We start from the raw sequence: 26,265 nt of genomic DNA on the forward strand, positions 1-26,265 counted from the left end.
GGTGCATGCTTCCTGATGCCGTGCCGGACCGTGAGCCCGAAACCTGGCCCGGGAGCTCGGAAGTGGTGGTGCCCGGCAGCGGGTCGAGTGGGTCGAGTGAGTCCGGGCTGGACCCGGCCTACGAGTACGTGGCCCGGCTGGCGGTCATTGATGCGCAGGCGGCCGAGGACGCGCTGGCGCCTTCCACTCGGGAGGCGTACCGGCGGGCGTGGGAGGTGTTCGAGGGGTGGGCGGCGAACAACTCGCTGATGGCGCTTCCGGCGACGGCCTCCACGGTGCGGGCGTTCGTGGCGCACCTGCGTGACCGGCCGGTCCCGGCCAGCCTGCCCACGATCAATCAGCACCTGTCGGCGATCTGGGCCCGGCACGCGGACCTGGGGCTGCCCTCGGCCCGGCAGGACGGGCAGTTACGGCTGCGGCTGCAGGGGTACGCCCGGCAGGACCAGGAGCGCCTGGTCCGGCAGATGTCGGCGCTGATGGTCCGCGACGTGCAGCGGATCGTCTCGGTGATGGACGAGGACCTGCAGCAGGCCCGCCGCGAACTGGACGACGAGCGCGCGGTACGCAAGACCCAGCTGCTGTGCGCCCGCGACAAGGGGGTGATCCTGGTCGGCCTGGCCACCGCGATGCGCCGCTCGGAGCTGGCCCGCCTGGAGGTCGCCGACCTGCGCGAGGACGTCGAGGGACTGGTCATCACGCCCCGCTGGACCAAACGCGACCAGGCCGGCACCGAGCGCAACCCACGGGCCGTCCCACGCGGCGCCGCCCGTGCCACCTGCCCGGTCAGCGCCGTGCAGCACTGGCTGTCCCTGGCCGGTATCGACGCCGGCCCGCTGTTCCGCCCGGTGACGCGGTGGGGCACGGTCGGCCCCCGCGGGTTCACGCCGCAGGTGATCCGGACCATCGTGCAGCAGCGCGCGGAGGCGGCCGGCCTGCCGGGCACGTGGGGGGCACACTCGCTGCGGGCGGGTTTCGCCACGCAGTCGGCCAAGAACGGGGTGGCCCGGCACGTGATCATGGCCGACGGAGACTGGCGCTCGGCCGCGGTGGACCGGTACATGCGCCGCGGCGCGCTCTGGGACGGAGCAGCCGCCAAGAGCCTGGGCCTGTAACCAGCCCGGTCAGCCCAGGTCATGCCAGGTCAGACAGGTCGGCCAACTCAGGCGGGTCAGGCGAGCCGGGTCCGGTCAGCCCGGTCAGCCCGGTCAGGCGAGCCGGGCCAGGCCAGATCCGGTCAGGCCAGATGTGGGTCGGGGTGGGCCAGGGTCTTCCGGGTCCCCTGGTGGGCGTCAGCGTCCGGTGAGGCGACGGCGCACCGCGGCCACGTCGTCCAGGAACCACAGCTGCTGCCCGCGGTTGCTCTCGGCCACGAAGTCCCGCAGCGCGGTCCCGGTTGCGGTGTGCGCGCTGATGTCCCCGACCACGGCCAGGCGCACCCGGTAGTTGGCGAACTTCTGGGTGATCGCGCCGGCCAGGCCGGTGCGCAGGCGCAGGAAGTCCGGTCCGAGCCGCGACAGCGGGAGGATCACCAGGCCGACGCCCTGCCAGGCGGCCGTGCCGACCAGGTCCAGGGCATCGGCCTCACCGGCGACCACGGGCCCGTGCGGATCGCAGACCAGCACCTGCACGTCGCCGATGGTCTCCACGACGTCGGCGCCTGGAGCGGAGGGCCGGCCCGCAACGGGCTCACCTGAGGTCATGAGGGGGAGTCTAGGAAGCCCGGAGCCCTCGGCCCGAGTGGTTTTCCCACACCTGGGGGACGGCTGGGCCGGCGAGGCTGCGACGCTCGCCGGCCCGACCCGTCCTCAATTGGAGCTCTTCACCGCAGGCGGGTTCTCAGGCAGAGGCCAGGTGCTTACCGGCCGCGCTGGCGGCGGCGTGCGCCTCGGCCTTCAGCTGCGCGCCCAGCTCGCTGAACTGGTCCAGGGCGGGGTTGACGCCGACCAGGGTGAACTCGCGCTCGACGACGCTGAGCTGGGCGCCCCACACCTCGGCGAGGACACGACGCAGGAACGGGGTGGAGTGGTCCCAGCCGTGCTTGGGGGTGCCGGGCGAGTAGTTGCCGCCCCGGGTGGTCAGCAGCACCACCGGCTTGCCCTCGAGGATCCGCTCGCTGGGGTCGCCGCCGGCCTGGACCAGGTCGATCCAGTTCTTCACGTGGTGCGAGACGCCCCAGTTGTACAGGGGGAACGCCAGCACGACGTGGTCGGCGGACTGCAGTTCGGCGCGCAGGTCCCGGGCCAGGGCCACGGCCGCCTTCTGCTCGTCGGTGCGCTGGTCCTCGGGGGTGTACCCGGCGCCGATCGCGGTGGCCCAGGCGTCGGCGGGCAGCGGCTCGGAGCCGAGGTGGCGGGTGACGACCTGCTCGGCCGGGCGCTCGGCCTGCCAGGCGGACAGGACCAGGTCGGCCAGTTCACTGCTGGCGGAGTTGGGGCCGAGGATGCTCGCGTCGATACGCAGCAGGGTCATGGTGGGGCTCCCAGAAGGACGGGGATGCCCGGGCAGGGACGCTCTCGGCCCACGCCCGGAATCAACCGGATCAGCGAGTTGAATGTTCAACTTCATGATGATGCTGCCAGGCGCGAGTTGAATGTTCAATCCACTATCCTGGTGGTGTGAGTGATGACACCCCCTGGCTGTCACCGGCCCAGCTCTACAACTGGGTCCACCTCTCGGCCACGCTCACCGCCCTGCCGGCCGCGATCGAACAGCAGCTCAAGCAGGACACCGGCCTGAACTTCTACGAGTACTCGGTGCTCGCGGCCCTGTCCGAGGCACCCGGCCGTGCCATGCAGATGTCCACCCTGGCCAGCAGCGCCCTGGGCTCGGCGTCGCGGCTCTCGCACGCCGTCACCCGGCTCGAGCGCCTCGGCTGGGTCCAGCGGCGCAACTGCCGCACCGGGCCCCGCTCGATCGAGGCCGTCCTCACCGACGCCGGAGTCGCCAAGATCACCGAGGCCGCACCGGGGCACGTGCGCACGGTCCGCCACCTGGTCGTCGACGCGCTCAGCGACGAGGAGTTCGACCAGCTCCAGCACGCCCTGCGCAAGATCCTGCAGGCCACCTCACCCGCCACCCTGGAGCAGCTCGACCAGCTCTTCGCCGGCGAGGAGGACCCCAGCGCCCACGAGGCCTGCCGGGCCCTGGCCGGCCTGAACACCCCCCAGACCAACACCCCCACCCAGCCCGACAGCGACGGGGACGACCACAGCGAGTGCCTCGAAGCCAGCTGAGCCGCACCACGACCCGCGCACGTGCCGGACCCATGTGCTGGACCCATGTGCCGGATCAGGAGGCAATAAGGGCAACCGGGAGCGCCGACCCCGGTTCGGGCGGTACAAGTTGTGAAGGCTGTGGGGCTGATCCGTGTCAGGGACGGATCGGCCCCACAGCCGCGCTCGCCGCCAGACCGCCGTCCCCACCGTTTCCCCCGTTTCCACTGCGCGACTCGGCATCCAGGTAGGTGGGCGCGCGGTTCTTCAGCACGAACACGTAGACCACCAGTGACACCGCGATGCACGCCATGACGTAGAACGCGAACTGCGGCACCCAGTCGTTCTTCTTGGCCGCCTCGTACAGCACCGGCGCCGTACCCCCGAACGCCGAGTTCGCCAGCGCGTACCCGAACCCCACACCCAGCGCCCGCACATGCGCAGGGAACAGCTCCGCCTTCACCACCGCATTGATCGACGTGTACCCGGTGAGAATCACGTACCCCACCACCAGCATCACCCACGACAGCAGGGGAGAGGACACCTCACCCAGCACCCGCACCACCAGCCACGTCCACGCCAGGCCCCCGACACCGAAGAAGACCAGCAGCGGCTTGCGGCCCACATGATCACTGATCAGCCCACCCACCGGCTGCAACAGCATCAGCACCGCCAACGACGTGAAGTTGATCCACGTCGCCGTCATCCCCTGCCCCTCGTACGCCGCCTTCACCGTCGAGGGCCCGTTCACGCTGTACGTGTAGAACGCCACCGTCCCGCCCAGCGTGACCAGGAAACACACCAGCAACTGCCGCGGGTACGCCGTGAGCAACTCCACCAGCGACCCCGAACGCCGCCGCGAAGCATCCACCGGCGACAACGACTCGTCCATCTGCCGGCGCAGGTACAACACCACCAGCGCCCCCGCCGCACCGATCCCGAACGCGATCCGCCACCCGAACGACGCGATCTGCTCCTCCGAGAGCACCACCTGCAGAACCAGCAACACCGACTGCGCCAGCAGATGCCCACCCACCAGCGTCAGATACTGAAAACTCGAGAAGAACCCCCGCCGCTCGCGGGTAGCCGCCTCGGACATGTACGTGGCCGACGTGCCGTACTCGCCGCCGGTCGCGAAACCCTGCAGCAGCCGGCACAGCACCAGCACCACGACCGCCGCGGCCCCGATCTGCTCCCGCCCCGGGGTGACGGCGATGACCAGCGAGGCCGCCGCCATCAGACTCACACTGAACACCAGCGCCGGGCGACGCCCGTGCCGGTCGGCGTACCGGCCGAAGAACAACGAGCCGATCGGCCGCATCAGGAACGTCACCGCGAAGATCGCCATCGTGTAGATACCGGCGTTCGGCTCGTCACCGGCGAAGAACTTGTCCTCGAAGTACGACGCGAACACCGTGTAGACGTACACGTCGTACCACTCGACAAGATTGCCCAGCGACCCCCGGATCGTGTTCAGCACCGCCCGCCGGTGCGTGACCCCCGAGGTGGGGGACGGCTGCCCCAGATCCCGAGGATCCCCAGCGTCTGCGAACGTACCCGTCATACGTCACTCACCCCGTTCCGGCGCCGATGCCGACCCGACAACGCTACGTAGACCACAGGTCACCGGAAAACCCTCAGGCCCGAACCTTTACAGAGACTTTGCGCTGCAGGAGCCCACCGGTCCCACACCCCCGACACCGTTGAGCAACCACGAACGGCCGACCCGGGGGAGAGACCCGAGAACAATGAGACCGCACGACCTCCCCGACATCGGAGTGCACCTGGACCCGGCAACCCGCCTCCTGCACGGACCGGCCGGCGCCACCACGCTCACCACCAAGCAGTCCGCGCTCCTGAGCGCCCTCCTGGACGCGCACGCGGACACCGTGCCCCGCCAGAACCTGCTCGAGGCGGTCTGGGACGTCACCTGGGTAGGCGCCCACCGGGCACTCGACGTCCACATCGCCGCCCTGCGCGCCCGGCTCGCCGCGACCGGCGGCCCCCACGGCCCCCGCATAGAGACCGTCCGCGGCCTCGGGTACCGCCTCGTCCCACCCGGCCCCTGAATTATGAACCGGCAGGTGAGACAGACCGGTCAACGTCCAGATGATGACCGGTTGATCACCACTTCATCACCACCTGCAACTATGACCCCGTGGAGACAGCGCGCGACGCTTACCTGCGGATGCTCGGCGACGAGCTGACCCCCCGCCTCAAAGAACTGGGCTTCATCGCTCCCACCCTCGACCCGCGCACCCCCAGCCCACGCCCCGCGTTCCAGATCATCGGCCAGGACCCCGGCCCCACCACCACCGACCCCGCCGACCTCACGGACTTCCGCCTACCGGTACCCGGCCACCACGTCCTGCTGGGCCTGCACGAGTACTGGGCCAACAACAGCGCCAGCTTCCAGTTCACCGTCAACATCCTGGCCACCTCCCACACCGCCTGGGCGACCTTCCGCGCCGGCAGCACCAACTTCAACGGCAACCCCTGGCCCAGCGAACCCACCACCAGCACCCACTACGGCCCCGGCGGCCCACCGATCGCACGACTCGGCCAGCTGATGGGCCTCGCCGACAAGTGGTGGTACATCTCCCCACGCCGGCCCACCGAACCCGTCGCCGAAGAAATCGCCACCGCCGTCCAGCACCACGCCCTACCCGCCATCAACGAACTCACCCACCCCTGACAGCACCGCCCTCAGCGCGTCACCCCAGTAAGAACGCGTCCTCCACCGCCGTCGCCACACTCGCCAACCGCGACAACGTCCCCGCCCCCCGGTCATACGCCTTCGTGTTGTTCAGACTCGCGTGCCCCAGCCCGTCCTGCAGCCGATCGATCTGCGCCCCCGCCTGATCCAGATAGATCGTCGCGTGCGACGCCCGCAACACATGCGGCGTCACATCCAGCCCCACCCGAGCCCGCCGCGACACCCGCACCGTCAGGTTGTACAGATCCCAGTACGACAACCGCCCACCCACCGCATTCACCAGCAACGGCCCCGCCGCGCGCTCGCCGATGTACTCCGACACCAGGTGCCCGGTACCGGGGGAGAGCGGCAGCTCCTGACGCTTGCCACCCTTGTGCGTGACCGTCAGCGTCACGTGCCCGAAGTGCTGACGCACGTCTTCCACATCCAGGCTCACCAGCTCGGTCGCCCGAAGCCCCCGGCCCAGCAGGATCCGCATCGCCACGTACGCAAGTTCCCCCAGCCCCTCGGCCGCCGCCAGGAACTTCGCCGCCTGACCCGTGTCCAGCGCCGCCGTCGCCGAGAAATCCCCACCCCGAGGACGTTTGATGTGAGCCGCGGGGGAGGAGGCCAGAATGTCTTCCCCCACCAGATACGCATACAACGACGAGACCGCAGCCAGCTTCAACCGCACCGTGTTCGCCGACGCCGGCCGCCCATGGAAACCACCCGTCGCCGTGACATGCCCACGCCAGTCGTCCACATCACCCCGCCGCGCCTCCAGCGGATGCAGCGAACGCCCCGCGCAGAACTGACGCCACTGCAGCTCAGCCGTCGCATACGTCCTCACCGTGTTCTGAGCCCGCTGCGCGATCAGCCACGCCCGCACGAAATGAGGCCACGCATCCCCGTTCCCGACCTCGAACTCATCAGGCAGGAACGACCCGGCCTCCGCATCGACCGGCTCCAGCTGGGACTCGAACACCTGTCCATAATGTCAGAGACGCCTCACGCCAACGAGACACACGGCGTGGGGGAGCAGGGGCAACCTCCACCCCTGCTCCCAACATCACGGCTTCACGACGTCACAGCCTCACGGCTTCACGGTGAACGCGAAGTCGGCCCGGACCAGGCCACCCAGCCGGATCCCCGACACCAGCTTCCCGTCCACCACCAGGCGCTTCACCTCACCCCGGGAAAGCCCACACCCTTCCGCGATCAGGCTGACCGGGCGCACCGGCACCGGCGCACCGAACCGCACCGACACCTCCAGCGCATCCACCCCGGGCACCTCCAACTGCTCCAGGCCGACCGAGCCGGACGTGTCCAGCCGCCAGCACCCACGCCAGTCCAGGGCCACGCCATTACGCCCCAGCACTCGCGGATCCTGCAGCAGGTCGGACACCAGGGCGGGGGAGTTCCCGTGCAGCGCCGCGAGCATCTGCGGGCGCACAGCGCGAACACCGACCCGCTCGAGCACCGTCAGCTTCACCGTGTCACCGCACCGCGTGCACAGCAGAAGCAACCACGCGTCGAGAACTTTGTGATGGGCGTTGACCCGGAACTTCCCGGACGCCCGGAACCGGTTGGCGCCGCAGACATGACAACGACGGACGATCGTGGGCAGGTCAGTGGGCACCACAGCCCACGTGTTGAGCCAGGTATTGAGCACAGCAGTACACCGATCTCAGTGAGAAATCCGCAGCACGAAGGAGCACGCCACCCGCAGGGCAACGCGCGACAACTCAGCGCAGGAAGAAACTCACAGGGTGTACAACGGCACGTCCCAACCCCGACGACACGGACTCGAGGGCACCGTACGGTCAGGCGGCAGCATGCAGCGAACCATTTTCCGCAACAGGACCCCAGCACCAGATAATCACAGTTATCTAGGCGAAAGCCGTTGCCTCACAACGCTTTTCGGCACTCCCCGACTGACGCAGAGTAACCGGAACGACCGCCGGACCGGCCGGGGGAGCAGGGCCCCGGTCCAGGCATCCAACCCCGGCATTGATCTCAGGCATTCACCCACTGACCAGCGACATCGGCACATCCCGCTCCGGCCCGAAAACCCGCGCGAAGCGTGCGCCCACCATGCCCAGGTCGAACGGACGATCCAGCTCCAGCACCGACAGTGAACCCGACTCCGGATGCTCGAGCGTCTCGGTCCGGAACCGCCAGGACGACTCCACATCCACCTGCACGACCCCGTCCACAAGAATGACCCACACCAGCCCCGCCGGCACCACTCCCCAGCACCCACAGCAAACGCCGATAATGAACATTATGACATCTAGCCTGCTGAGAAGGTCCCCCACAGATAACCGCCAGGCACCTCAGCCCAGCGCAGCCAACGCGTCATCGATCATCCGCAACCCCTGACGCTCGAACTCCTCATCACCCACCTGCCTGGCCCACACCGCAGTAGAAATCGCCTCCCGCACCCGATCCCGCTGCCACGCCCCAACATCCCCAGGCCGCTCGCCGTACCCCTCGAAGAACGCCGCCTCCAGATCCGGCCGACCACGCCACTGCTGCGCCACCAACCGCGCAAAATCCGTCACCGCCGGCCGCACCGCCGCCCGACCGAAATCAATCACGCTGACCACCCCCTCGTGCACCAGCCAGTTGCGCGGCTGCCAGTCACCATGAGTCGGCACACAAACAATGGACGGCGTTGGCCAGCACGCGACAACCTCCCCCAGACGCTCGACAACAGTTGGGTCGATCCCGTGCGGCTGCCCCAGCCACCACAACGCCTTCACCTTCGCGCTCGCCTCGAAATCCACGTCCACCGTGCTGAACTGCCCGTGGAAACCGGCCAGCAACTCCCCTGCCTGCCGATACGTGTCCGGCACGAACTCACCCTCCGATCCGAGGACAAGAACACCCGGCAGGTACCGGGTCACCAGCACCTTCACAGCAGCGTCGGCCCACACCAGACGCGGCGCCCGGCCCTGCCGCACCCACACCTCGAGCCACTCGGCGTGCGCCCGGATCTCCCGCGCCAGGTGACGATCCCGCTCGTCACCGGCCTTCACCACGAACCGCTCGCCGGCCTGCAGCACCTCCAGCACCGTGGTGCCGACCAGGCCCCAGCTGTGGTCGCGCACCACCTCGGCACCGGGCAGCCACTCCCCCAGAACCTCCTGCTGCCGCTCGCTGAGCTGCTCGAACCCCGTTGTCACAGAACGAGGATAGGCGCCCGGCCAAGACTGTCGGTGGTGCCTGGCAGTCTTCACCCATGGACCAGGCAGCCCTGCACGCGGCCATCACCACCCTTGTCGCAGCCCTGAACCCGTTCGACGAACTCGGCCGCGCCCACCGGGCCACCACGCTCGAGTGGCTGGCCGGCACGCACGACATCTTCCGCCGCGCCAAACCGGCCACCCCGTCGCCGCACCTGGTCTGCTACTTCATGCTCGTCGACCGCGCAGCCGAAAGCGTCCTGCTCTGCGACCACCGCGCGGCCCGACTCTGGCTGCCCACCGGCGGCCACGTCGAACCAGGTGAGCACCCCTACGCAACGGTCCGCCGGGAGGTCGTCGAAGAGCTCGGCATCACCGCCGTCCCCGACCCGATACTCGGCGAGAAACCCTTCCTGCTCACCGTCACCGAGACCAACGACGTGCCCGAGAACCGTCACACCGACATCAGCCTCTGGTTCGCCCTGGCCGGCACCAAGAACCAGGCACTCAAGCCCGACGAGGCCGAGTTCGCCGGGGTGCGCTGGTGGCGGCGCGAGGAGATCCAGGCGGCTGATCCCCGGCGGTTCGATCCGCATCTGGGCCGGGCCCTCAACGCCTTGTAGTGCCGAGAGGCAGGCGCCCCAGCCCCAGCCTTTCGGTCCGGCAGTTCCTCAGCCGGCAGTTCCCTCAGCCGGCAGTTCCCTCAGCCGGGAAGGTCCGTCGTTCCGGGCGGGTTGAGTTCTTGTCCGGAAATCGGTATGGCTGCTCAAAGCCTGTTATCAAAACATGCTGCTACTCATGGTTTTTCGCTCGGAACCGCGTCCAGAACGGCGCGGTAGACAATGAACCTGGAGGTTACCCGAAAAGCGGCCGGATCCTCGTTCGCATCCTCGAAGACGCTGACCAGGGCCTCGCAGGCCTGGTCCCAGCGCGGCCCGGCGCCCACCACCTCCCGCAGCCACGCCCACCGCGGATGGTTGGCCAGTTCCGCCTCGGCGGCCGCGCGCGGGGACTCCCCCACGAAAGCCAGACTGCACATGCGGCGGGAGACCGAGAAGCCCAACGGGTTCAGCAGGCAGGCCACCGCTTCCAGATCGTGCCACGCGAAGCTCGCGGAAAGGCTCTTGTCGCAGGTCAACAGACTCTGGACAAGTACACCCTGAGCAGCCATCGCCCCTTCCGGCAGCCAGGCCGAGAACACCAGACGCCCACCGGGCCTCAGCACCCGGGCGATTTCCTGCACTGCAGCCGACGGATCGGGCGCGAAGATCAGCCCGAACGACGAGATCACCGCGTCCGCCGACCCGGCAGCCAGTGGAAGGTTCGCCGCGTCCCCCTGGTGGAACCGGCCGACGAGACCACGAACGTCCATTTGTTCGCATGCCACCTCGAGCAATCGTGGTGATGGATCGACACCGGTGACCCGCGCTCCCCTACCCGCGACCAGCACCGTCGCGTTACCCGAGCCGCACCCCACATCCACGACGACTTCTCCTGCTACCGGGGCCAACTCGTCCACAATCTGCTCGACCGCCGGCAATAGTTGCCGTGCCTGGCGCTCGTACCGTCCGGCTCCCCAGTCCATGCCTGCGGAGCCTGCCCGTTCTTGCCGGTCCTTGATACATGTTCTGCAGAGGGCAGATTTGAGGCGGTCAGCCTGTTATCATCCGACCCATGCAGGCTAGAACGGCGATCCATTCGTACCTCGGCGTTCTCGAGCGCTCCGGGGCCTCGCGTTCCACCCGCCGGCAACGGGAGTGGGCCCTCAACCAGGCTCTGACCGCGGCCGCCCTGCAGCGTATCCACGGCGACGTACCCACCGAACAGCAGGTCCGCGAGGCCCTCCCCGAGCAGGTCTCCACCACCGCGCAACGGATCGACGTCACCGAGATCATCTCCGAGGAGTTCGCGGCCTGGTTCCTCCCCTGGGCCGCCACCGGCATCCTGGCTGCCAAGGAAGGCGCCGCCAAGAGCCAGGCCGCCTCGCGGGCGAGAGCAGCCGCCCTGCGCGCACTCGCCCTGGCCAACGGCAGCGCACCGATCACGCACACCGAACCCGCCGTCCAACTGCGCACCCCTACCCCGATGAACGCCCGCGCTCTGCGTCATGTGGCCTTCGACCTGGTAGCCATCGATCCTCCGTCCAAAGCGGCGGTTCGGATGGCCGCGATGCTCGGGGTCATGATCACCACGCCGCTGCGGCCAGTCGACCTGTGCCAGATGACCGTGGACGACGTCCGGTCCACCGCTGACGGCACGGTGACCATCCCGGCACTCCCCCTGGCCCCGGACCAGCCCGTCCCCGCGGGTTACACCGGCCGCGAAACGATGGACCAGGCCCTGGGCCGCCTGCTGGAGAAATGGCTCGAGGTACGGCAGGTACTGGTGTCCCGCCTGGAAGGCAGTCCCCCGAACAGCCTGTGGGTGTCGGTGCGAGCTTCCCCGACCGACGAGGGAGTCATTCGGCCGGCCGGACTGCCCCTGCACCCGCGAGGCCTGGAACGCAGCTACGTAGGCCAGGCGAAGAACTTCAACGCCGAACTCGCCGCCGGGTCACGCACCTCGCTCCCCCTCGGGCGCGACGGCGTTCCCGTGAGCCACCTGCCCCTGTCGTTCGACCACCTGCGACGCTCGCTGCAGACGCTCGAGGAGTCCGACCAGCTGGGCTGACCTCCGCCTCCGGGTTGGTCTTGTGGCGAATGTGAAAGCTCATGCAATAGCCTGTTATCACCAATAGCCTCAAGTTGCTTGCCGAACCCCATCACGAGCGGCAGGATCGGGCGTTGTGAACAGCCGTTACGACGCCGCGTTCCTGGATGCTCTTACCCCGGTGGGCGCTCTGTTGCAGCTGCCGGTGCTGGGTGAACGGTGGGATCTGCCGAGTGCTCTGCCGAAGATGTCGGTGGGGGCTCTGGCCTGTCACCTGGGCCGGCAGGTGTCGTTGGCGCAGCAGTTGCTCCTCCCCTCCCCCAGCGACCTCTCCAGCGGCTTGCCCATTGAGCGGCCCACTGAGCTGCCGCTGCTGGAGGACGGGGCGGATGAGCACTATGCGCGGGCGGCGTGGGTGACGTCGACGTCGCCGGATGATCCGGAGAACGACCGGTCCACGGACGAGCAGTTGGCGCAGGAGGGTGTGCAGGCGTTGGTCGAGCGTTTCGCGGCGGGCGCGGCAGAGGTCTCCGCGTTGCTGAGCGGTGGCTCTGCGGGTGAGCGGGTGGCGCTGCCCTGGCAGGGGTGGGCGCTGTCGCGGGATGCGTTCCTGCTGACCCGGATGCTGGAGCTGGTGGTGCATGCCGACGACCTGGCAGTCAGTCTGGACGTGCCGGCCCCGGGTTTCCCCGAGCGGGTGTTCATGCCGGTGGTCGAGCTGATTGCCAGGTTGTCGGTGCGGCGGCACGGTCAGCTGGCCGTGGTCGGTGCGCTGACCCGGCGTGAGCGGCAGCGGCCGATCTCGGCCTTCTGAGAGGTCTTGCGAGGGTCAGATGCTGGGCGGGGGTACGTTCCCGCCGGTGTTGCGCCGTTCGACGACCTCGGTGTGCGAGGTGTTGGTGCGCTGCTTGTTCATGACCAGGGACAGCACGATGGCCAGGACGCCGCCGGCCATGAGCACGTAGCCGATGACGGTCAGGTCGAGGCCGTCGAAGCGGTCGCTGACCCCGAAGGCCAGGATTCCGCCGATCACGAGTAGTGCGATGCCACCGCCGACGTACATGAGTCTCTCCCTTGTTCCGGGCGAACTTCCGCTGGCGAACATTGCGGGCGAATCGGACTAGTGGCGAGTGTTCATCCGGGCAGTGGGGCCTGCAACTCGGTGCGTCCGTCAGTGGGCCGGTCCGGGGAGCCAGGAGGGGTCGCTGCCCAGGATAGTGGTGAGGGCGGCGAGTGCTGGCCGGGTGGTGTCGGCGGGGCGCCAGGAGGCGGCGAGTTCGCGGGTGGCGTGGGGGTCGTCGATGGGGATCTCGGTGAGGTCGGGGGTGTTGCCTTCGGGCGGGAGGATGGCGAGGCCGAGGCCGGCGGCGACGAGTCCGCGGACGGTCTGGACGTCTTCTCCTTCGAAGGCGTAGGTGATGCGGACGCCGGCTTGGCTGAGGAGGCTGTCGGTGATGTCGCGCAGGCCGTAGGCGGGGGCGAGGCCGAGGGTGGGCTGGTTGTGGAGTTCGTTCAGACGCAGGCTTTTTCGGGTCGCGTAGGGGTGGGTGCGGGGTACGGCGAGGATGAGGTGCTCGGTGTAGAGGCTGGCGGTGGCGGTGTTCGGCTGGGGGTCCATGGGTGGGGCGACGAGGACGAGGTCGGCGGCGCCGGCGGTGAATTCGGTGATGCAGTAGGCGCGGCCTCCCTGGCGGAGGTTGACGCGGGTGCCGGGGCGTTCGGTGACGAGGGCCTTGACCAGGGCGGGGATGACGGCGCGGCCGAGTGAGTTCTGGAAGACGACGGAGACGGTGTTGTTGCGGCGGGCGGTGTCGGCGCGGATGTGGGTGATGGTCTCGGTGACGTGCTCGAGGGTGCGGCGGGCGGTGGTGGCGAGTTCGTGGCCGGCCGGGGTGAGGCGGACGCCGCGGCCGTCGCGTTCGAGCAGGCTGGTGTCGAGGTGGTGTTCGAGGCGGGCGATGCCGCGGCTGACGGTGGACTGGGGTAGGCCGAGTTCGTCGGCTGCGGCGGAGATGCCTCCGGTGTCGGCTATGGCTCTGAGCAGGGGCAGGGTGGCCAGGACGGTTCTGAGCGTGGCGGGCTCTTCCATGCGTTGATGCTATGCGTGTGCTTCATTCATGCATTGGTGCGTGTGGTTGAGGCCCGCCTACCGTCGGCGGCATGAGTGTTGTGGCGCGCGGGACGTGGGCGGGGCATCAGCCGGGATCGCGGGAGTACCGGCGGCTGGTGTGGGCCCTGCTGTGTGCGGGGATCGCGTGTTTCGCGGCTCTGTACGCCCCTCAGGGGGTGTTGCCGCTGGTGGCGCGGTCGATGCGGGTCTCGGAGGCGCAGTCGGCGTTGCTGGTGTCGGCGGCAACGATGGGCCTGGCTCTGGGGGTGTTGCCGTGGTCGTGGGTGGCGGACCGGATCGGGCGGCTGACGGCCATGCGGATCGCGATGGTCGCCTCTGCGGTGCTGGGGCTGGCCTGGACGGTGTGCCCCGGCTTCGAGGCCATGGTGGTGCTGCGAGTGCTGCAGGGGCTGGCGCTGGGCGGTATCCCCGGGCTGGCGGTGACGTACCTGCATGAGGAGGTCAGTTCGTCGCAGGCGATGGTGGCGGCCGCTACGTATGTCTCGGGTACCACGCTGGGCGGGATCAGTGGGCGGATGATCGCGGGGCCGGTGGCCGAGGTGTGGGGGTGGCGCTGGGGTGTGGCGGTGGCCTGGCTGGTGGCGGCGCTGGGTTCGGTGACGTTCGTGGTGCTGGCGCCGCCGGCGCGGGGGTTCGTGCGGGACCGGGGTGTGCGGGCCGGGGACGTGCTGCGCAACGTGGGGGTGAATCTGCGCGATGTGGGGATGCTGGTGCTGTACGCCCAGGCGTTCCTGCTGATGGGCGGGTTCGTCGCGGTGTACAACTACCTCGGGTTCCGCCTGGAGGCGGAGCCTTTCGGGCTGAGCGCGGCGGTGACGTCGCTGCTGTTCCTGGCCTACCTGTCGGGCACGCTGTCCTCGCGGCAGGCGGGGCGACTGGCCGGTCGGCTCGGGCGGCGGGCGGTGTTGATGCTGGCCTCGGGCACGATGCTCGCGGGGATCGGCCTGACGCTGGTGGACAACCTGATCGCGATCGCGGCCGGGCTCCTGGTGGTGACCGGAGGCTTCTTCGGTGCCCACGCCATCGCCTCGGGCTGGGTGGGTGCCCGGGCCGAGATCGGCCGGGCCCAGGCGGCTTCGCTGTACACCCTCTTCTACTACCTGGGCTCGAGCGTGCTGGGGTGGGTCGGCGGGGTGTTCTTCGGCGGCTGGCAGTGGCCCGGGGTGGTGGCGTTGTTCGCCGGTCTGGTTCTGGCCGCGAGCGCCCTGGTGGTCATCGGCGCCCGGGCTCTGCGGTCAGATCGAGCAGATCCAGCAGAGGGGTCAGAGGGGTTTGATCCAGCGTGACCAGTCTTCCTGCACCCGGTATCCCCGGGCCCACCAGGCGCTCTGGGCGGTGACGTTCTCGTCGAGGACCATGGCGTCGCTGCGGGTGGCGCCCAGGGCGCGGAAGCGGTTCTCGGCGTGTTCGAGCAGGGCGGTGGCGATGCCCTGGCGGCGGTGGCCGGGGGCCACGGAGAGGCGGTAGAGGTGGTAGCGCCAGCCGTCGAAGCCGGCGATGACGCTGCCGACGACGGTGTCGTCGTCGAGGGCCAGGACGAGGGCCTCGGGGTCGCGGGCCAGGAGGTTCTCCGGGGCAGTGGCGGAGTCCGCGGGCCGGTTGTCGTTCTCGGCGGCGACCTGCCAGAAGGCGAGGACGGCGTCCAGGTCGCCCGGCCGGGCGGTGCGCAGGGTGATCACGGCGTGAGCCTAGGTGCGGGAGGTCACGGTTCGGTCATGAGCTCTTCATCTGCCGGACAGGGTGAGCGGTAGGCACCTAGAGTGGTCCCGACGAGCAGCGGGCCGCCCCCGCCTTGCGCTCGTCACCCCACCTGCGTCTGGGTACCGGGTACGAGGTCTGGACGGCCGCCGGTGCTGATGCGCCCGGCTGGGCCGTCTCTCCTCCACCGCAGGTTGCCGGTTCGTCGGTGGACCCGGTTACCTGCGTGCAGACCTGTACTCGTCACCTGTGCTGCCCGGCCGTGGGCCGGTCCTGGTGGTGCGCCGGATTCGTCGATGCGATCCGGATCCGCTTCAGACGCCGTGCATCTCGCCGGCGGCGATGCCGTCGAGGAAGGCCGCCCACTCGTCGTTGCCGAAGCTGAGCACGGGGCCCAGGCCCTTGGCCTTGCTGTCGCGCACGGCGACGTCGCCGCCGCTGCGGAAGGCGACCTCCACGCAGTTGCCGTTGACGGCGCTGAACGACGACTTGCGCCATTCCAGGTTCTCGTCGGAACTGTGCAGGCTGACTTCGGTTGCGGACATGACCGCTCTCCAATCACTCGGTTCAACAGTGGTTCTGGTGGCCGCCCGGACCGTTCTGTCTACGGATGGGCAGGCCCGGCGGTGCGGTTCAGGGGCTGGTCGGGTGGTACTCAGACGCTGGTCAGACGCTGGTCAGGCGGGACAGTTCGGTCAGCACGAGCGGCTGGTCGACGACCTCCGGCCGGACCGTGAGGAGTGTGCGTCCCTCCTGGATGGTGAACTCCACCCGCCCCCAGCGGCCCGGTTCCCGGATCGGGCCGCGGCGGGCCAGCCAGCCCCGGAGTTCGTCGATCGGGATGTGGGCGTGCTGCACGTCGCAGTACCAGACATCGACGTTCGCTCCGTCACCGCTGCGGGTGAGCGTGACGATCGACCGCTCCCCGGTGGTGGTGACGATGTCGATATCCATCCCGTTACTCCTCGTAGTGAATCTTTTGCGCGCGAGGCGCTGGTGACACCCGGCCGAAAACCTCTCGGCTCGCGAGAAAGATAGCCCGCCGCTCGGGGAAAATCCCAGTTCAGCCATTAAGCCGATGTGTCGTCACTACAGGTGGCGCGGCCTGTGCCCACAGTTCTGGTATCCGTTGCAGGGGCAGGTGCCCCTGTTGCTCTTAGTGACTACTGGGTAAAACGATCACGAAACGGCACTGGCCTCTCACTGGCCTCGCGAGCGCAAGGATGACAACATTGTTGTCATGCAGAGCGATCTGAGGACGTCGGTGGCGGGCCCGCGGGGTCGTCTCCTGGAAGCGGTGCTGGGCGAGGTGAGGCCGCTCGTGCTGAACTCCGCGCGGGCGCTCGAGGCGCTGTGGCGGCCCGAGGGCGTCACGGTCGGGATGCGCGCGGTCCTGCAGATCCTGCAGCAGCAGGGGCCGCTCACCGTGCCGGCTATCGCCGAGCGTCTGGACCTGGCCCGTCAGGGCGTGCAGCGGCACGTCAACGATCTCGCCGCTCTGCACCTGGTGGTGAGCCAGACCAATCCCGGTCACCGCCGCTCCGTCCTGATCGCCGTCACCGGGCAGGGGCGGGACGTGTTCGCCCGGCTGATGACGGCCGAGCGCGAGCGCCTGGAGGGGCACACGGCCCTCGACTGCAGCGCCGAGGACCTGCAGACGGCCCTGCGCGTGCTGCAGGCCCTCAACCGCGACGTACGTGCCCACGCCCAGCAACTGCGCGAGGCCCTACCCCAGGAGAATCCGTGAACGTCGAGGAGATCTACGCGCTGACGGCCGCCAACCGCCGCAAGCTGGCCGACCTGCTGGGGTCCCTGGACGAGCAGCAGTGGCACACCCAGACCCTGTGCGCCGGGTGGAGCGCCCAGGAGATGGCCGCTCACCTCCTGCAGCCCAGCATCACCGGTTTCGCCCACGTGTTCCTGGTCGCCCTGCGCTATCGCGGCGACACCGACCGGACCATCGACCACATCACCCGCCGCATCGCCCGGCGCCCCCGGGCGGAACTCGTGCGGGAACTGCGCAGGCACGCAGACGACCGACTCGACCCGCCCCGCGTCGGCCCGATGGGCCCCTACGTGGACACCTGCATCCACCTGCGCGACCTGGCCCGCCCCCTGGGCCTGGACGTCATCACAACCACCAACGAACCTACGGACGTCGGTGCCCACCAATGGCGGCTGGTGCTGGACTACCTCGCCTCACCGAACCCCGCCCCCGCGCTGCTGGGCGTGCGCTCCCTGGACGGCCTGACGCTGCACGCCACCGACCTGGACCACACCTGGCGTCCCGACGGCCAGAAATCCACCCAGAAGTCCGGCCAGGAATCCGGCCGGGAGGTCGTCGAGGGGCCCGCGGAGGCCCTCGCCCTGGCCGTCACCGGACGATTGGCGGCGCTGGACGACCTGACCGGGCCGGGGGCGCAGACGCTGCGCCGGCGCCTGCAGGAGAAGTAGCTAGTTCGGGCTGCCGGTCTCCCCGCAGTGCTCACCGGCGTTGATGCAGTCGCCCACCAGGTCGCGCAGCACCTTCGGCTGCCACCCGGTGACCACACCGAACCCGAAGTCCTGCCCCCGCAGCCCTGACAGCCGAACCTCCTGCGTCACGTCGATCGGGTACGCCACCCGTACCAGCAGCGTGGGCACGGCCACCGGATGACTGCCCGGGCAGCGCCCCGAGGCGGCCCAGGCCAGGTGCGAGCGGTGCCCGGGAACGTCCAGGTGCCGTCCGTCCCAGCATCCCGGCGCCGCGATCCGCCCGATCAGCCGGTCCCCCTCCTGGCAGGTCGACGCGACGGGCAGGCGCGGCTCGTCGTACCCCGTGCACGACCAGGACACGGCGCTGCCGTCTGCCGCGGAAGGGGCAGCTGCCTGCCCGCCGGCCAGAACGCGCAGCCCCGCAGGGAACGGCTGAACGCTGGTGTAGTCGCTGACTGCCGCCTTGTAGAGCACCTGGAACGACTCCGGCTCCAGCGCGCGGCCCCCCTGCAGCACCTGCGGCACCCAGTACGTGGACCGGTCCCCCGGGTTCAGGCACGAGGTGGCACCCGAGGGAACCCGACCGGGCTCGGCCGGCTTCGCTCGCGTGCTGCCGAACACGTCGTACCCGCCTTCTCCCGCCCCCGGAGAGGAAAGCCCGGCCACCGGCGCCTTGCTGCTGGCGCGTACGAGCGCGCAGGCGCTGGGGAACTCCTGGTAGACCGCGCGCGGCGGGTCCCCCACCGGCCGCGCCTTCACTGCGGGCCGCACCTGGAAGTCCGAGGTGCTTTTCTCCGGCGCAGGGGTCGGCGAAACAGGCGAAACAGTGGACGTCGGTGGCGACGCAGTGGGCACGCCCACGCCGCTGGGGGCAGGGATTCCGCTCGAGGTTCCCGGCGTAGAGCCCGCCTCAGGGCCGGAATCGTCGGGCTGGATCAGCACCGGCACCAACGCGGCCACTGCCACGAACAGCACCAGGAGCACCACCCCGAGGACGACCTGGCGCCACGTCCAGTCCCTCACGCCGGGCACACCGCCGGGCAACCGCATCAACCGCGCTCCTGTCTCACGCCACAAAACGTCTGCCCAACCTGATCCACGCCTGCCCGGCGCCTCTCGCGCACCCTGCCCCACGTCAACCTTGCTCATGAACTCTGCCCGCGAACTCTGCCCTGCCCCTGTCCCTGCCAGGTGCGGCGCCGCCCGGAGCCGCCCGGACCTGAGCTCGCCCGGCCGACGTCTCCTGCCCCCCTGTCGGCTGCCTATGCTGCACCGGTGACCCGGCCGACACCGAGGTCGGCCCCCGGCCCAGCCTCCGCACCACCCCCGGCCTCACAGCCCGGGGCAGGTCAGCCCGCCCAGCCCGCCCAGCCCGCCGGACCGCAGACGCGTACCGGGGGCCGACGTCGGCCCAGGGCCAACAGACCTGGCACCACATCCGGGCCCGGCCCCGAACCCGAACCTGGGCCCGCCCCTGGATCCGAACCCGGATCCGAACCTGGATCCGAACCTGGCCCCGCACCCGCACCCGCCCCCGGACCTGCATCCGAACCTCGGCCCGGACCTGGCCCCGAACCCGGACCTGGATCCGGACCTGGATCCGGACCTGGATCCGGCTTCAGAGCTCGTGCCAGATCTGGCACCCGATCCGGCAGGAGGTCTGGAAGGGCCCGTGACCTGGTCGAGCCCCAGCACTGGGTCAGCAGCGCGACCGAGAGTATCGCCGGGCTGTGCCAGTTCGTGCTCCTGCTGCGGCTGGGCGCCACCCTGATGCTGGTCGTGGCGGCTGTCCTGATCGATCCCCACCCCCGCCGGCTCCTGCTGGGCACGCTCGTCGCCGCCGTGGTGACCACCGCGGAACTGGCCGTCCTCGTGCGGCGGCCCGCCGCCGTCGTCCATTGGCCGTTCTTCGTCGTGCTCGAGCTGGCCGCCGGGGCCGCGATCGTGGCGCTCATGCAGGGCGGACCGGTGTTCTTCTCCTTCTCCTGCGGCTCGGCCGCCGTCTTCGGCGTGGTCGCGGGCCTGCGCGCCTGGCCGGTCTGGGTCGCGCAGACCGTGGCCGCCTACGCCGTGGTGGCCTGGATCGTCCGCCTGGGCAACGACGGCGCCCCCGTGCCGGCCACCCTGGCCGTCTACCTCACCGGCGTGCCCACCCTCTACGTGCTCATCGGCCTGGCCGCCGCGACCGCCCGCGCGGCCGTCGTCCGGCACGTCAACCTCGCCCGCTCCGCCCTGGACGCCACCGAGCGCTCGGCCGTCGCCGCCGAACGCACCCGGATGGCCCGCGAACTGCACGACTCGGTCGAGAAGACCCTGCGTGGACTGTCCTTCGCGGCCGGCTCCCTGCCCGACGCCGTGCACCAGCGGCCCCAGCTCGCCGCCGAACTGGCCCGCACCGTCGCCGAGGGCGCCAGCACCGCGGCCGACGAAGCCCGCGAACTGCTGGGCATGCTGCGCGCCGACGACCTGGACGCAACCCTGGCCGAGGCCCTCGAACGGGCCTGCCGCGACTTCTCGGCCCGCACCGGACTGCCCGTGCACACCGATCTGGCCGACCTGGCCGAACTCGCTGATCTGGGCGACCGGACCGGACGTGGCAGAGGTGGCAGAGGTGGCGGCCTGGCCCGGCCGGGGCAGGTGGGTAGCGCCGAGGTGGATCTGCCGGTGCGCCACGAGGTCCTGCGGATCGTGCGCGAGGCCCTGGGCAACGTCGCCCGCCACTCCGGTGCCACCCAGGCCTGGGTCGAGCTCGCCCTCGAACCCCGCACCCTGCGCGTGACCATCGGGGACAACGGCCGCGGCTTCACCGTCCCGGCCGACCTGACCGCCCTCTCCGCCGCCGGGCACTACGGCCTGGTCGGGATGGCCGAGCGGGCCCAGCAGATCGGCGGACGCCTCAAGGTCTTCTCCGGCGCCGATCTCGGCGCCGTGGGCGGCACCCAGGTGGTGCTGTGGACACCGGCCGCCGGCGGCGGGCCGGCGTCTGAGAGGGTCCGCCCATGACGATCAGGGTCGCGGTTGTCGACGACAACCCGATGGTGCGCGCCGGGCTGCGGGCCATGCTCGAACTGGGCGGGCTGGACGTCGTCGCCGAGGCCGCCGACGGGCTGGCCGCCCTGGACACCGTCGCTCGCCACCGTCCCGACGTCACCCTCCTCGATCACCGCATGCCGGTCGCCGACGGTCTCGAGGTGCTTGCCCGCCTGGCCGACCTCACCCGCGTGATCCTCCTGACCTCCGACGACAGCTCCGAGGTCATCAGCTCCGCCCTGGCGCAGGGGGCCAGCGGCTTCCTGTCCCACAACGGGCTCTCCCGTGAGGACGTCCTGCAGGCCGTACGCGCCGTGCATGCCGGGGAAGGCTGGCTGGCCCCCGTGGCCGCTGCTGTGGCCGTACGCCAGCTACGCGAGCGCGCCGAACGCGAGTCCGCCGCCCGGATCCGCTTCGACCTCACCCGCCGCGAGCGCGAGCTGATGGATCTGCTGGTGCAGGGGCTGACCAACGGCCAGATCGCCGCCCAGCTGGTGCTGTCCGAGAAGACCGTGAAGAACCATCTGAACCACGTGTACGCCAAGCTCGGTGTGGGTCACCGCACCCAGGCCGTCGCGCGGTGGCAGGGCCGGGCCTGAACCCGACTGCGGACCCCCGTGAGCCGGGGGGACCCATGGAAATAGGCCCCGGACGTCCGTGATCTGGGCCCCCTGACCGGCGAGCGCACAGTCGCTGCACAGCCAGACTTCGGCACGTCCGGCTCAACCGTCCGCGCCTGACGGACGTCCCGAAGGGAACCCTGAACAGTGAAAAGACGCTACACAGTGGCCGGTGGCGCCGTCGGCGCCACCGTCGCGGCAGTCCTGATCGCCGTCTCCTCCGGGGTTCCCGCGTTCAGCGCCCAGCCGGGCACCGGCCACCACGGCACCCGGGCAGCCGCTCCGGCCTCAACGGCCGCGGCTGCCACGACGGCTACGGCCGGTGGGCACGCCATGGCCGGCATGGCCGAGCAGCCTGCCTACGGACCCAACCTGGACCCGGGCGAGTCCGACCAGGTGTCCCCCGCCGTCCAGGGCATCGCTCCCGAGCACAGCTTCAACCCCGGCCCCGACCAGGTGACCCACCGCGAGTTCCAGGCCAACTGCTACATGAGCCACCACGCCCCGGACGACCCGATCGTCTACCCCGGGATGAGCGGCGCCGCGCACATGCACACCTTCATGGGCGCCTCCGGCACCGACGCCAAGAGCACCACCGGCTCACTGACCGGCGCGGCGAAGACCAGCTGCATCACCCCCGGCGACAGGTCCGGGTACTGGCACCCCTCGCTCTACAACGGCGACAAGCTCGTCACCACCCAGTACAAGCAGACCATCTACTACAAGTCCGGGGTCTCCGACTTCCGCACCGTACGGGCCTTCCCCCAGGGACTGCGCTACGTCGTCGGCAGCCCCACCCAGACCGAGCAGCAGTTCCGCGAGCACCCCGGCACCGTCGAGGGCTGGGAATGCGGCAACAGCGCCAACAACTGGCAGATCCCCGAGCACTGCACCCCCGGCTCCTACCTCAACATCCGCATGCAGGCCCCCAGCTGCTGGGACGGCGTGCACCTGGACTCCGCCGACCACCAGAGCCACATGGCCTACCCCGTGGTGGAGAAGAACCGCCGCGTCTGCCCGGCCGGGCACCCGGTGGCGGTGCCGATGATCGAGTTCAAGATGGCCTTCAACGTCTCCGGGGACATGACGAAGGTCCGCCTCTCCAGCGGCACCGACCACAGCTGGCACTACGACTTCTTCAACGGCTGGGACCAGCCCACCCTCAAGGCCCTGGTCAGCCACTGCATCAACGGCGGCCTGCAGTGCGACCCGCGCGGCTTCGACCAGTACAAGCCCGGGCGTGGGGCCGCCCTGAACGAGAAGTACGAACTGGCGAGCTGAACGCCCGCCACTGCTGAACCACGCCGCCGGTGAACCCCGTCGCCGCTACCGGGCGGCGGGGTTCACAGGCGCAGGGTGAAGTACGAGCTGTTCGGGTCGTCGGTGTAGCCGGCGAACGGACCGGTCGGCAGGAACCCGTAGCGGGCGTACAGGGTGCGGGCCGGCTCGAAGAAGTCCTCGCTGCCGGTCTCCAGGCTGACCTGCTTGTACCCGGCCTGCCGGGCCTCGTTCACGGCATGCCGCAGCAGCTGACCGGCGATGCCCTGACGCAGCCGCGACGGCAGCGTGCGCATCGACTTCAGCTCCACGTGGTCCTCGTCGAGGCGCTTGAGCGCCACACACCCGACCACCTCGTCACCGTCGCGCGCCGCCCAGAACGTGATCTCCGCCGCGCGCAGCGCCTCCACGTCCAGTGCGTGCACGCTCTCCGGCGGAGACACCTCCCGCATCTGCGCCACATGCCCCTCCAGCAGGGCCACGACCTGCGGATCGGAGACGTCGTCCAGGGAGATCACCACTTCTGCCACGGGGATCATCGTGGCAGAAGCGGTGGCACCCCTCGGACAGTGGTCAGAGGGGGACCCGCTCGAGGTAGCCGTTGTCCACCAGCCACAGAACGTTCAGCGTCGCCGGCGCCCCCGCCACGTACGCCCCCGTCAGCTGGTACTGCCACCCGTCACCACGCTGCTCGAACCAGGCAGCGATCGGGCCCGCGGAGACCTCGAACGCCTTCAGCACCCGGTAGCGGCGGTAGTTGCAGCCCTCCGCCGGGGTACCGGCCAGGTTCGAGGGCGGGATGGCGCGCTCGGCGTACGGAGTCCCGGCCGGGCTCAGGAAGCCCCCGTACTCACTACCGAAGCGATCCAGCTCCCGCCCCACCGCGAGCGTCTTACGCCAGATGATCGGCGAACCGTCGGCCCGCACCTGGTAGCCGTTCTGCGGTGGGTAGATCCAGCTGTTGGCCGAGGCGTCGTAGTACTGGGCCAGGAACTCGGCCGAGGTCAGCCCTCCGGTGCGCTTGTAGCCCTTCAGCTCCCAGCCGACGGTGCCCGAGTTGGGCAAGGTGGCCGGACCCAGCCGGCGGTCCCCCTCACTGAAGTCCGCCGAGCAGGTGCTCGTCACCTGCCGGGACAGCTGAGCCGGCTGCTGGGCCGACAGTGCTGACGGAGCTGACAGGTGGGCCGCCTGCGCGGCACCGGCCGGTGTGAGGACCGACCCCAGAGCCAGAGCGAGCGCCCCCAGACCGAGCGAGGCACCTCGTAGACGCCTGAAAACGGCATGCTTGTATTGCATTTCGGCTCCCCCCGAAACCAGGCCGGACTCGCTCCGGCCTCCCCCGATGTCGCGGCGACCATAGCCGCCGAACCTCCGGGTACCCCGCAGGCGCCGCCCGGTGGGGGTGGCGTCGCGTCAGCGGGTCAGACGCAAGCGGCGCAACACGGGAACCGCCACCACAAGCACCGCCAGCTCGGCCAGCATCGGCGCTGCTGTACCCGGCGACGTCAGAGCGTGCGACGCGTGCTGCGCCGGAGCGAGGTGGACGATCGATCCGGCGGACCGGTGGGCATGACCCGTCTCAGCGAGAGCGAAGCCGGGCGCGACAGCCAGCAGATATCCGGTGTGCACGACCAGCATGAGCGCGGCCATCGCCACCGTCATGCCCAGGGCATGGCACGAACGCGCCCACAGCAGGTGCACCGCGCACAGCAGGCAGGCCACCGCCATGGCGGCGAAGACCCACCCGTGCACACCGAGCGCGCCGGTGGCGCCGGGAGTGAGTGTGGCCAGATGCGCCAGACCTCCCGCCGCACAGAGCCCCGCGATCAGGTTTGCCACCGGTTTGGAACAGGCACCCGGCGCACTCGGGTACGGGTGGCGTGCACGTTCTGACGCTGATGCCCCGGCGCTGGCTCCAGCACTAACACTGGCGTGCTTCGCCGCCGCCGTTCCTTCCACCGTGGACGCCGGTAACCCAGCACTCGCGCTCGCAGCTTCCTGACGGTTCGTACAGCCCATCGCCGAGGACACGGGCATGGTCAGCCAGCGTGCAGCCCGGTCGGCCCGGGAACGCGTCAGCCCGGCCGCCCCGACAGCCAGCCCGGTCAGCCCATTCAGGCCTGTCAGCCCCGTCCGGCCCGTCTTGGCGAGCGCGACCCCGCCGCCGGCGTCCCACGTGGGTGAGCCCGACGGCACAGCGGACATGTCCCCCATCGGCCTCTCCCGCTCGTCCATCCATCCACTCTGACAGATTGGATCCACTTCAGGCTAGGACGGATCCCTTATGGTCACCGCCAGGCACGATCCGATCGCTGGGCCCAATACTCCTCCGGAGACTGCGCCAGCGCAGTGAGCCGGCCGACCTCGAGCGGATTCAGCTGCAGCGCGCCCGCCGCCAGATTGGCCGTCAACTGCTGCTTCGTCACGGCTCCGGACAGGACCCGCCAGGCCCACGGCTGCGCCAGAACCGCAGCTATCGCCACCTGGTCGACGCTCACCCCGTGCGTACCGGCCAGCGCCCGGGCGGCCATCGCGGCCGGGGCGAGGTCGGTCTCGGCCGGGCTGAGCCGGCCGTTGGCCAGGGCCTCCTTCACGATCACGGTGACCCCGTTGCCCGCCGCCTCGGCCAGCGCCGGACCCGCCGAGGGTTCCAGCACGTTCCAGGTGGCCTGCACCGACGTGAACAGCGTCCGCCCGTCCACCTCCAGTTCCAGCGCCCGCCGGATCACCTCCCCCTGCCGGGGGCCGGAGGTGGAGAACCCCACCCGGCAGCCACTGGCACGCAGCGTTGACAGAGCCCGCAGCAGCGCCCGGTCTCCCAGGGCCGGGGAGTCGGGGGTCAGGGAGTGGATGTGATAGATCGACAGACGATCACCCAGGAGTTCGCGGCTGAGCTGGTACTGCTCGGAGAACGCGGACAGGGAGTGGTCCTTGACCTCGTGGGTGTCGGCCTCCATCTCCCAGCCACCCACATACCGGTAGCCCCATTTGGAGCCGACCACCACGTCCTCAATTTCTGGACATGACCGCAACCACCCGGCCAGGAACTCCTCGGCCCGCCCGTAGGAACGGGCCACGTCGACGTAACGCACCCCGCCTGCGTACGCGGCCTCGAGCAGGTCGTGCGTCAGCGAGCGCAACTGCTCCACGTCGCGTCCGCCACCCAGATCAGTGGCCCGGGAAGGAGTGATGTAGGCCGGACGGCCGGCTGCGGCCAGCCCGATCCCGATGCGGCTCGGCACACGCGTCATGGAGCCGATCCTCCCGCACGTCCGGCGTCCGCCCGGCG

General features: G+C 70.0%; 31 protein-coding genes. 13 read left to right on the forward strand and 18 right to left on the reverse strand.

What is annotated here, in order from left to right; all coding sequences use genetic code 11:
- The first annotated feature begins 5 nt into the window (after window positions 1–5).
- Window positions 6–1,112 (forward strand): tyrosine-type recombinase/integrase, encoded by a 1,107-nt coding sequence (locus LWF15_RS28990; RefSeq protein WP_232814141.1) that lies wholly within the window; start codon window positions 6–8, stop codon window positions 1,110–1,112.
- A 177-nt stretch (window positions 1,113–1,289) separates the two neighbouring features.
- Here the strand turns inward: LWF15_RS28990 and LWF15_RS28995 are convergent, their stop codons facing one another.
- Both LWF15_RS28995 and LWF15_RS29000 read right to left on the reverse strand, forming a co-directional pair.
- The gene (locus LWF15_RS28995; RefSeq protein WP_232814142.1) at window positions 1,290–1,700 is read right to left on the reverse strand and encodes a DUF4180 domain-containing protein; all 411 of its coding nucleotides are present in this window, start codon (window positions 1,698–1,700) and stop codon (window positions 1,290–1,292) included.
- Window positions 1,701–1,836: 136 nt separating this feature from the next.
- Window positions 1,837–2,469 (reverse strand): FMN-dependent NADH-azoreductase, encoded by a 633-nt coding sequence (locus tag LWF15_RS29000; RefSeq protein WP_232814143.1) that lies wholly within the window; start codon window positions 2,467–2,469, stop codon window positions 1,837–1,839.
- Window positions 2,470–2,615: 146 nt separating this feature from the next.
- On the opposite strand from LWF15_RS29000, the gene LWF15_RS29005 reads away from it, so the two are divergent.
- Entirely contained in the window at window positions 2,616–3,233 is a 618-nt protein-coding gene (locus tag LWF15_RS29005; protein WP_232814144.1) for a MarR family winged helix-turn-helix transcriptional regulator, read from the forward strand.
- 136 nt (window positions 3,234–3,369) lie between these two features.
- On the opposite strand, the gene LWF15_RS29010 is transcribed toward LWF15_RS29005, so the two are convergent.
- On the reverse strand, window positions 3,370–4,776 hold the full coding sequence (locus LWF15_RS29010) for an MFS transporter (RefSeq protein WP_232814145.1): 1,407 nt from the start codon (window positions 4,774–4,776) through the stop codon (window positions 3,370–3,372).
- Window positions 4,777–4,960: 184 nt separating this feature from the next.
- Here LWF15_RS29010 and LWF15_RS29015 point away from each other — a divergent pair, with 184 nt between their 5' ends.
- Together LWF15_RS29015 and LWF15_RS29020 are read left to right on the forward strand one after the other, a co-directional pair.
- Window positions 4,961–5,281: a winged helix-turn-helix domain-containing protein gene (locus LWF15_RS29015; RefSeq protein ID WP_232814146.1), complete on the forward strand. Its 321-nt coding sequence runs from the start codon at window positions 4,961–4,963 to the stop codon at window positions 5,279–5,281.
- Window positions 5,282–5,370: 89 nt separating this feature from the next.
- On the forward strand, window positions 5,371–5,907 hold the full coding sequence (locus tag LWF15_RS29020) for a hypothetical protein (RefSeq protein WP_232814147.1): 537 nt from the start codon (window positions 5,371–5,373) through the stop codon (window positions 5,905–5,907).
- A gap of 19 nt (window positions 5,908–5,926) precedes the next feature.
- Here LWF15_RS29020 and LWF15_RS29025 read toward each other — a convergent pair whose 3' ends face one another.
- The 4 genes from LWF15_RS29025 to LWF15_RS29040 all read right to left on the reverse strand — a co-directional run bounded on the left by LWF15_RS29025 (window position 5,927) and on the right by LWF15_RS29040 (window position 9,095).
- Window positions 5,927–6,892, reverse strand: coding sequence for a tyrosine-type recombinase/integrase (locus LWF15_RS29025; RefSeq protein WP_232814148.1), 966 nt, complete (start codon window positions 6,890–6,892; stop codon window positions 5,927–5,929).
- Window positions 6,893–7,000: 108 nt separating this feature from the next.
- On the reverse strand, window positions 7,001–7,549 hold the full coding sequence (locus tag LWF15_RS29030) for a DUF1062 domain-containing protein (RefSeq protein ID WP_408624232.1): 549 nt from the start codon (window positions 7,547–7,549) through the stop codon (window positions 7,001–7,003).
- Window positions 7,550–7,931: 382 nt separating this feature from the next.
- Window positions 7,932–8,138, reverse strand: a complete 207-nt coding sequence (locus LWF15_RS29035; protein ID WP_232814150.1) for a hypothetical protein — start codon at window positions 8,136–8,138, stop codon at window positions 7,932–7,934.
- Window positions 8,139–8,243: 105 nt separating this feature from the next.
- Window positions 8,244–9,095: a phosphotransferase family protein gene (locus tag LWF15_RS29040; RefSeq protein WP_232814151.1), complete on the reverse strand. Its 852-nt coding sequence runs from the start codon at window positions 9,093–9,095 to the stop codon at window positions 8,244–8,246.
- A 56-nt stretch (window positions 9,096–9,151) separates the two neighbouring features.
- Here LWF15_RS29040 and LWF15_RS29045 point away from each other — a divergent pair, with 56 nt between their 5' ends.
- The gene (locus LWF15_RS29045; protein WP_232814152.1) at window positions 9,152–9,718 is read left to right on the forward strand and encodes an NUDIX hydrolase; all 567 of its coding nucleotides are present in this window, start codon (window positions 9,152–9,154) and stop codon (window positions 9,716–9,718) included.
- Between the two features lie 173 nt (window positions 9,719–9,891).
- Here the strand turns inward: LWF15_RS29045 and LWF15_RS29050 are convergent, their stop codons facing one another.
- Window positions 9,892–10,680, reverse strand: coding sequence for a class I SAM-dependent methyltransferase (locus LWF15_RS29050; RefSeq protein ID WP_232814153.1), 789 nt, complete (start codon window positions 10,678–10,680; stop codon window positions 9,892–9,894).
- An 89-nt stretch (window positions 10,681–10,769) separates the two neighbouring features.
- Between LWF15_RS29050 and LWF15_RS29055 the strand changes: the two genes are divergently transcribed.
- Both LWF15_RS29055 and LWF15_RS29060 read left to right on the forward strand, forming a co-directional pair.
- Window positions 10,770–11,765 (forward strand): site-specific integrase, encoded by a 996-nt coding sequence (locus LWF15_RS29055; protein ID WP_232814154.1) that lies wholly within the window; start codon window positions 10,770–10,772, stop codon window positions 11,763–11,765.
- A 115-nt stretch (window positions 11,766–11,880) separates the two neighbouring features.
- Complete coding sequence (locus LWF15_RS29060) at window positions 11,881–12,558, forward strand: maleylpyruvate isomerase N-terminal domain-containing protein (RefSeq protein ID WP_232814155.1); 678 nt, start codon at window positions 11,881–11,883, stop codon at window positions 12,556–12,558.
- Between the two features lie 15 nt (window positions 12,559–12,573).
- On the opposite strand, the gene LWF15_RS29065 is transcribed toward LWF15_RS29060, so the two are convergent.
- Window positions 12,574–12,807 (reverse strand): DUF6458 family protein, encoded by a 234-nt coding sequence (locus LWF15_RS29065; RefSeq protein ID WP_232814156.1) that lies wholly within the window; start codon window positions 12,805–12,807, stop codon window positions 12,574–12,576.
- Between the two features lie 108 nt (window positions 12,808–12,915).
- Window positions 12,916–13,833: a LysR family transcriptional regulator gene (locus tag LWF15_RS29070; RefSeq protein ID WP_232814157.1), complete on the reverse strand. Its 918-nt coding sequence runs from the start codon at window positions 13,831–13,833 to the stop codon at window positions 12,916–12,918.
- Between the two features lie 71 nt (window positions 13,834–13,904).
- Between LWF15_RS29070 and LWF15_RS29075 the strand changes: the two genes are divergently transcribed.
- A complete protein-coding gene (locus LWF15_RS29075; RefSeq protein WP_232814158.1) occupies window positions 13,905–15,161 on the forward strand; it encodes an MFS transporter in 1,257 nt (418 codons plus the stop codon).
- Here the strand turns inward: LWF15_RS29075 and LWF15_RS29080 are convergent.
- The 3 genes from LWF15_RS29080 to LWF15_RS29090 all read right to left on the reverse strand — a co-directional run bounded on the left by LWF15_RS29080 (window position 15,138) and on the right by LWF15_RS29090 (window position 16,527).
- Window positions 15,138–15,554 (reverse strand): GNAT family N-acetyltransferase, encoded by a 417-nt coding sequence (locus LWF15_RS29080; protein ID WP_232814159.1) that lies wholly within the window; start codon window positions 15,552–15,554, stop codon window positions 15,138–15,140. The two genes, LWF15_RS29075 and LWF15_RS29080, sit on opposite strands and share 24 nt — an antisense overlap.
- Window positions 15,555–15,887: 333 nt before the next feature.
- Window positions 15,888–16,118 carry a DUF397 domain-containing protein gene (locus LWF15_RS29085; protein ID WP_232814160.1) on the reverse strand — a complete coding sequence of 77 codons (231 nt, stop codon included), beginning with the start codon at window positions 16,116–16,118 and terminating at the stop codon, window positions 15,888–15,890.
- Window positions 16,119–16,239: 121 nt separating this feature from the next.
- The gene (locus tag LWF15_RS29090) at window positions 16,240–16,527 is read right to left on the reverse strand and encodes a hypothetical protein (RefSeq protein ID WP_232814161.1); all 288 of its coding nucleotides are present in this window, start codon (window positions 16,525–16,527) and stop codon (window positions 16,240–16,242) included.
- Window positions 16,528–16,813: 286 nt separating this feature from the next.
- On the opposite strand from LWF15_RS29090, the gene LWF15_RS29095 reads away from it, so the two are divergent.
- Both LWF15_RS29095 and LWF15_RS29100 read left to right on the forward strand, forming a co-directional pair.
- Complete coding sequence (locus LWF15_RS29095; protein ID WP_232814162.1) at window positions 16,814–17,320, forward strand: MarR family winged helix-turn-helix transcriptional regulator; 507 nt, start codon at window positions 16,814–16,816, stop codon at window positions 17,318–17,320.
- On the forward strand, window positions 17,317–18,027 hold the full coding sequence (locus tag LWF15_RS29100) for a maleylpyruvate isomerase family mycothiol-dependent enzyme (RefSeq protein ID WP_232814163.1): 711 nt from the start codon (window positions 17,317–17,319) through the stop codon (window positions 18,025–18,027). Before LWF15_RS29095 ends, LWF15_RS29100 begins: the two co-directional genes overlap by 4 nt.
- On the opposite strand, the gene LWF15_RS29105 is transcribed toward LWF15_RS29100, so the two are convergent.
- A complete protein-coding gene (locus LWF15_RS29105; RefSeq protein ID WP_232814164.1) occupies window positions 18,028–19,071 on the reverse strand; it encodes a DUF1996 domain-containing protein in 1,044 nt (347 codons plus the stop codon).
- Between the two features lie 717 nt (window positions 19,072–19,788).
- On the opposite strand from LWF15_RS29105, the gene LWF15_RS29110 reads away from it, so the two are divergent.
- From LWF15_RS29110 to LWF15_RS29120, 3 genes are all read left to right on the forward strand, one after another.
- Complete coding sequence (locus LWF15_RS29110) at window positions 19,789–21,051, forward strand: sensor histidine kinase (protein WP_232814165.1); 1,263 nt, start codon at window positions 19,789–19,791, stop codon at window positions 21,049–21,051.
- Complete coding sequence (locus LWF15_RS29115) at window positions 21,048–21,677, forward strand: response regulator (RefSeq protein ID WP_232814166.1); 630 nt, start codon at window positions 21,048–21,050, stop codon at window positions 21,675–21,677. Before LWF15_RS29110 ends, LWF15_RS29115 begins: the two co-directional genes overlap by 4 nt.
- Before the next feature lie 168 nt (window positions 21,678–21,845).
- On the forward strand, window positions 21,846–22,979 hold the full coding sequence (locus LWF15_RS29120; protein WP_232814167.1) for a DUF1996 domain-containing protein: 1,134 nt from the start codon (window positions 21,846–21,848) through the stop codon (window positions 22,977–22,979).
- A 62-nt stretch (window positions 22,980–23,041) separates the two neighbouring features.
- Here the strand turns inward: LWF15_RS29120 and LWF15_RS29125 are convergent, their stop codons facing one another.
- The 4 genes from LWF15_RS29125 to LWF15_RS29140 form a co-directional block, all read right to left on the reverse strand.
- Window positions 23,042–23,497, reverse strand: coding sequence for a GNAT family N-acetyltransferase (locus LWF15_RS29125; RefSeq protein ID WP_352396580.1), 456 nt, complete (start codon window positions 23,495–23,497; stop codon window positions 23,042–23,044).
- Window positions 23,498–23,549: 52 nt separating this feature from the next.
- The gene (locus LWF15_RS29130) at window positions 23,550–24,272 is read right to left on the reverse strand and encodes a TNT domain-containing protein (protein WP_232814169.1); all 723 of its coding nucleotides are present in this window, start codon (window positions 24,270–24,272) and stop codon (window positions 23,550–23,552) included.
- A 117-nt stretch (window positions 24,273–24,389) separates the two neighbouring features.
- Window positions 24,390–25,211, reverse strand: a complete 822-nt coding sequence (locus LWF15_RS29135; protein ID WP_232814170.1) for a hypothetical protein — start codon at window positions 25,209–25,211, stop codon at window positions 24,390–24,392.
- Between the two features lie 53 nt (window positions 25,212–25,264).
- On the reverse strand, window positions 25,265–26,227 hold the full coding sequence (locus LWF15_RS29140) for an aldo/keto reductase (protein ID WP_232814171.1): 963 nt from the start codon (window positions 26,225–26,227) through the stop codon (window positions 25,265–25,267).
- Window positions 26,228–26,265: the final 38 nt, after the last annotated feature.

The organism is Kineosporia rhizophila (assembly GCF_021277265.1).
In the GTDB taxonomy this organism is placed as follows: Bacteria; Actinomycetota; Actinomycetes; order Actinomycetales; family Kineosporiaceae; genus Kineosporia; species Kineosporia rhizophila.

Coding starts and splice junctions, on each gene's coding strand:
- LWF15_RS29115 (WP_232814166.1), top strand. CDS start 21,048: ATGACGATCAGGGTCGCGGTTGTCGACGACAACCCGATGGTGCGCGCC.
- LWF15_RS29135 (WP_232814170.1), bottom strand. CDS start 25,211: ATGGACGAGCGGGAGAGGCCGATGGGGGACATGTCCGCTGTGCCGTCG.
- LWF15_RS29065 (WP_232814156.1), bottom strand. CDS start 12,807: ATGTACGTCGGCGGTGGCATCGCACTACTCGTGATCGGCGGAATCCTG.
- LWF15_RS29090 (WP_232814161.1), bottom strand. CDS start 16,527: ATGGATATCGACATCGTCACCACCACCGGGGAGCGGTCGATCGTCACG.
- LWF15_RS29075 (WP_232814158.1), top strand. CDS start 13,905: ATGAGTGTTGTGGCGCGCGGGACGTGGGCGGGGCATCAGCCGGGATCG.
- LWF15_RS29000 (WP_232814143.1), bottom strand. CDS start 2,469: ATGACCCTGCTGCGTATCGACGCGAGCATCCTCGGCCCCAACTCCGCC.
- LWF15_RS29015 (WP_232814146.1), top strand. CDS start 4,961: ATGAGACCGCACGACCTCCCCGACATCGGAGTGCACCTGGACCCGGCA.
- LWF15_RS29085 (WP_232814160.1), bottom strand. CDS start 16,118: ATGTCCGCAACCGAAGTCAGCCTGCACAGTTCCGACGAGAACCTGGAA.
- LWF15_RS29140 (WP_232814171.1), bottom strand. CDS start 26,227: ATGACGCGTGTGCCGAGCCGCATCGGGATCGGGCTGGCCGCAGCCGGC.
- LWF15_RS29095 (WP_232814162.1), top strand. CDS start 16,814: ATGCAGAGCGATCTGAGGACGTCGGTGGCGGGCCCGCGGGGTCGTCTC.
- LWF15_RS28990 (WP_232814141.1), top strand. CDS start 6: ATGCTTCCTGATGCCGTGCCGGACCGTGAGCCCGAAACCTGGCCCGGG.
- LWF15_RS28995 (WP_232814142.1), bottom strand. CDS start 1,700: ATGACCTCAGGTGAGCCCGTTGCGGGCCGGCCCTCCGCTCCAGGCGCC.
- LWF15_RS29045 (WP_232814152.1), top strand. CDS start 9,152: ATGGACCAGGCAGCCCTGCACGCGGCCATCACCACCCTTGTCGCAGCC.
- LWF15_RS29130 (WP_232814169.1), bottom strand. CDS start 24,272: ATGCAATACAAGCATGCCGTTTTCAGGCGTCTACGAGGTGCCTCGCTC.
- LWF15_RS29070 (WP_232814157.1), bottom strand. CDS start 13,833: ATGGAAGAGCCCGCCACGCTCAGAACCGTCCTGGCCACCCTGCCCCTG.
- LWF15_RS29010 (WP_232814145.1), bottom strand. CDS start 4,776: ATGACGGGTACGTTCGCAGACGCTGGGGATCCTCGGGATCTGGGGCAG.
- LWF15_RS29050 (WP_232814153.1), bottom strand. CDS start 10,680: ATGGACTGGGGAGCCGGACGGTACGAGCGCCAGGCACGGCAACTATTG.
- LWF15_RS29055 (WP_232814154.1), top strand. CDS start 10,770: ATGCAGGCTAGAACGGCGATCCATTCGTACCTCGGCGTTCTCGAGCGC.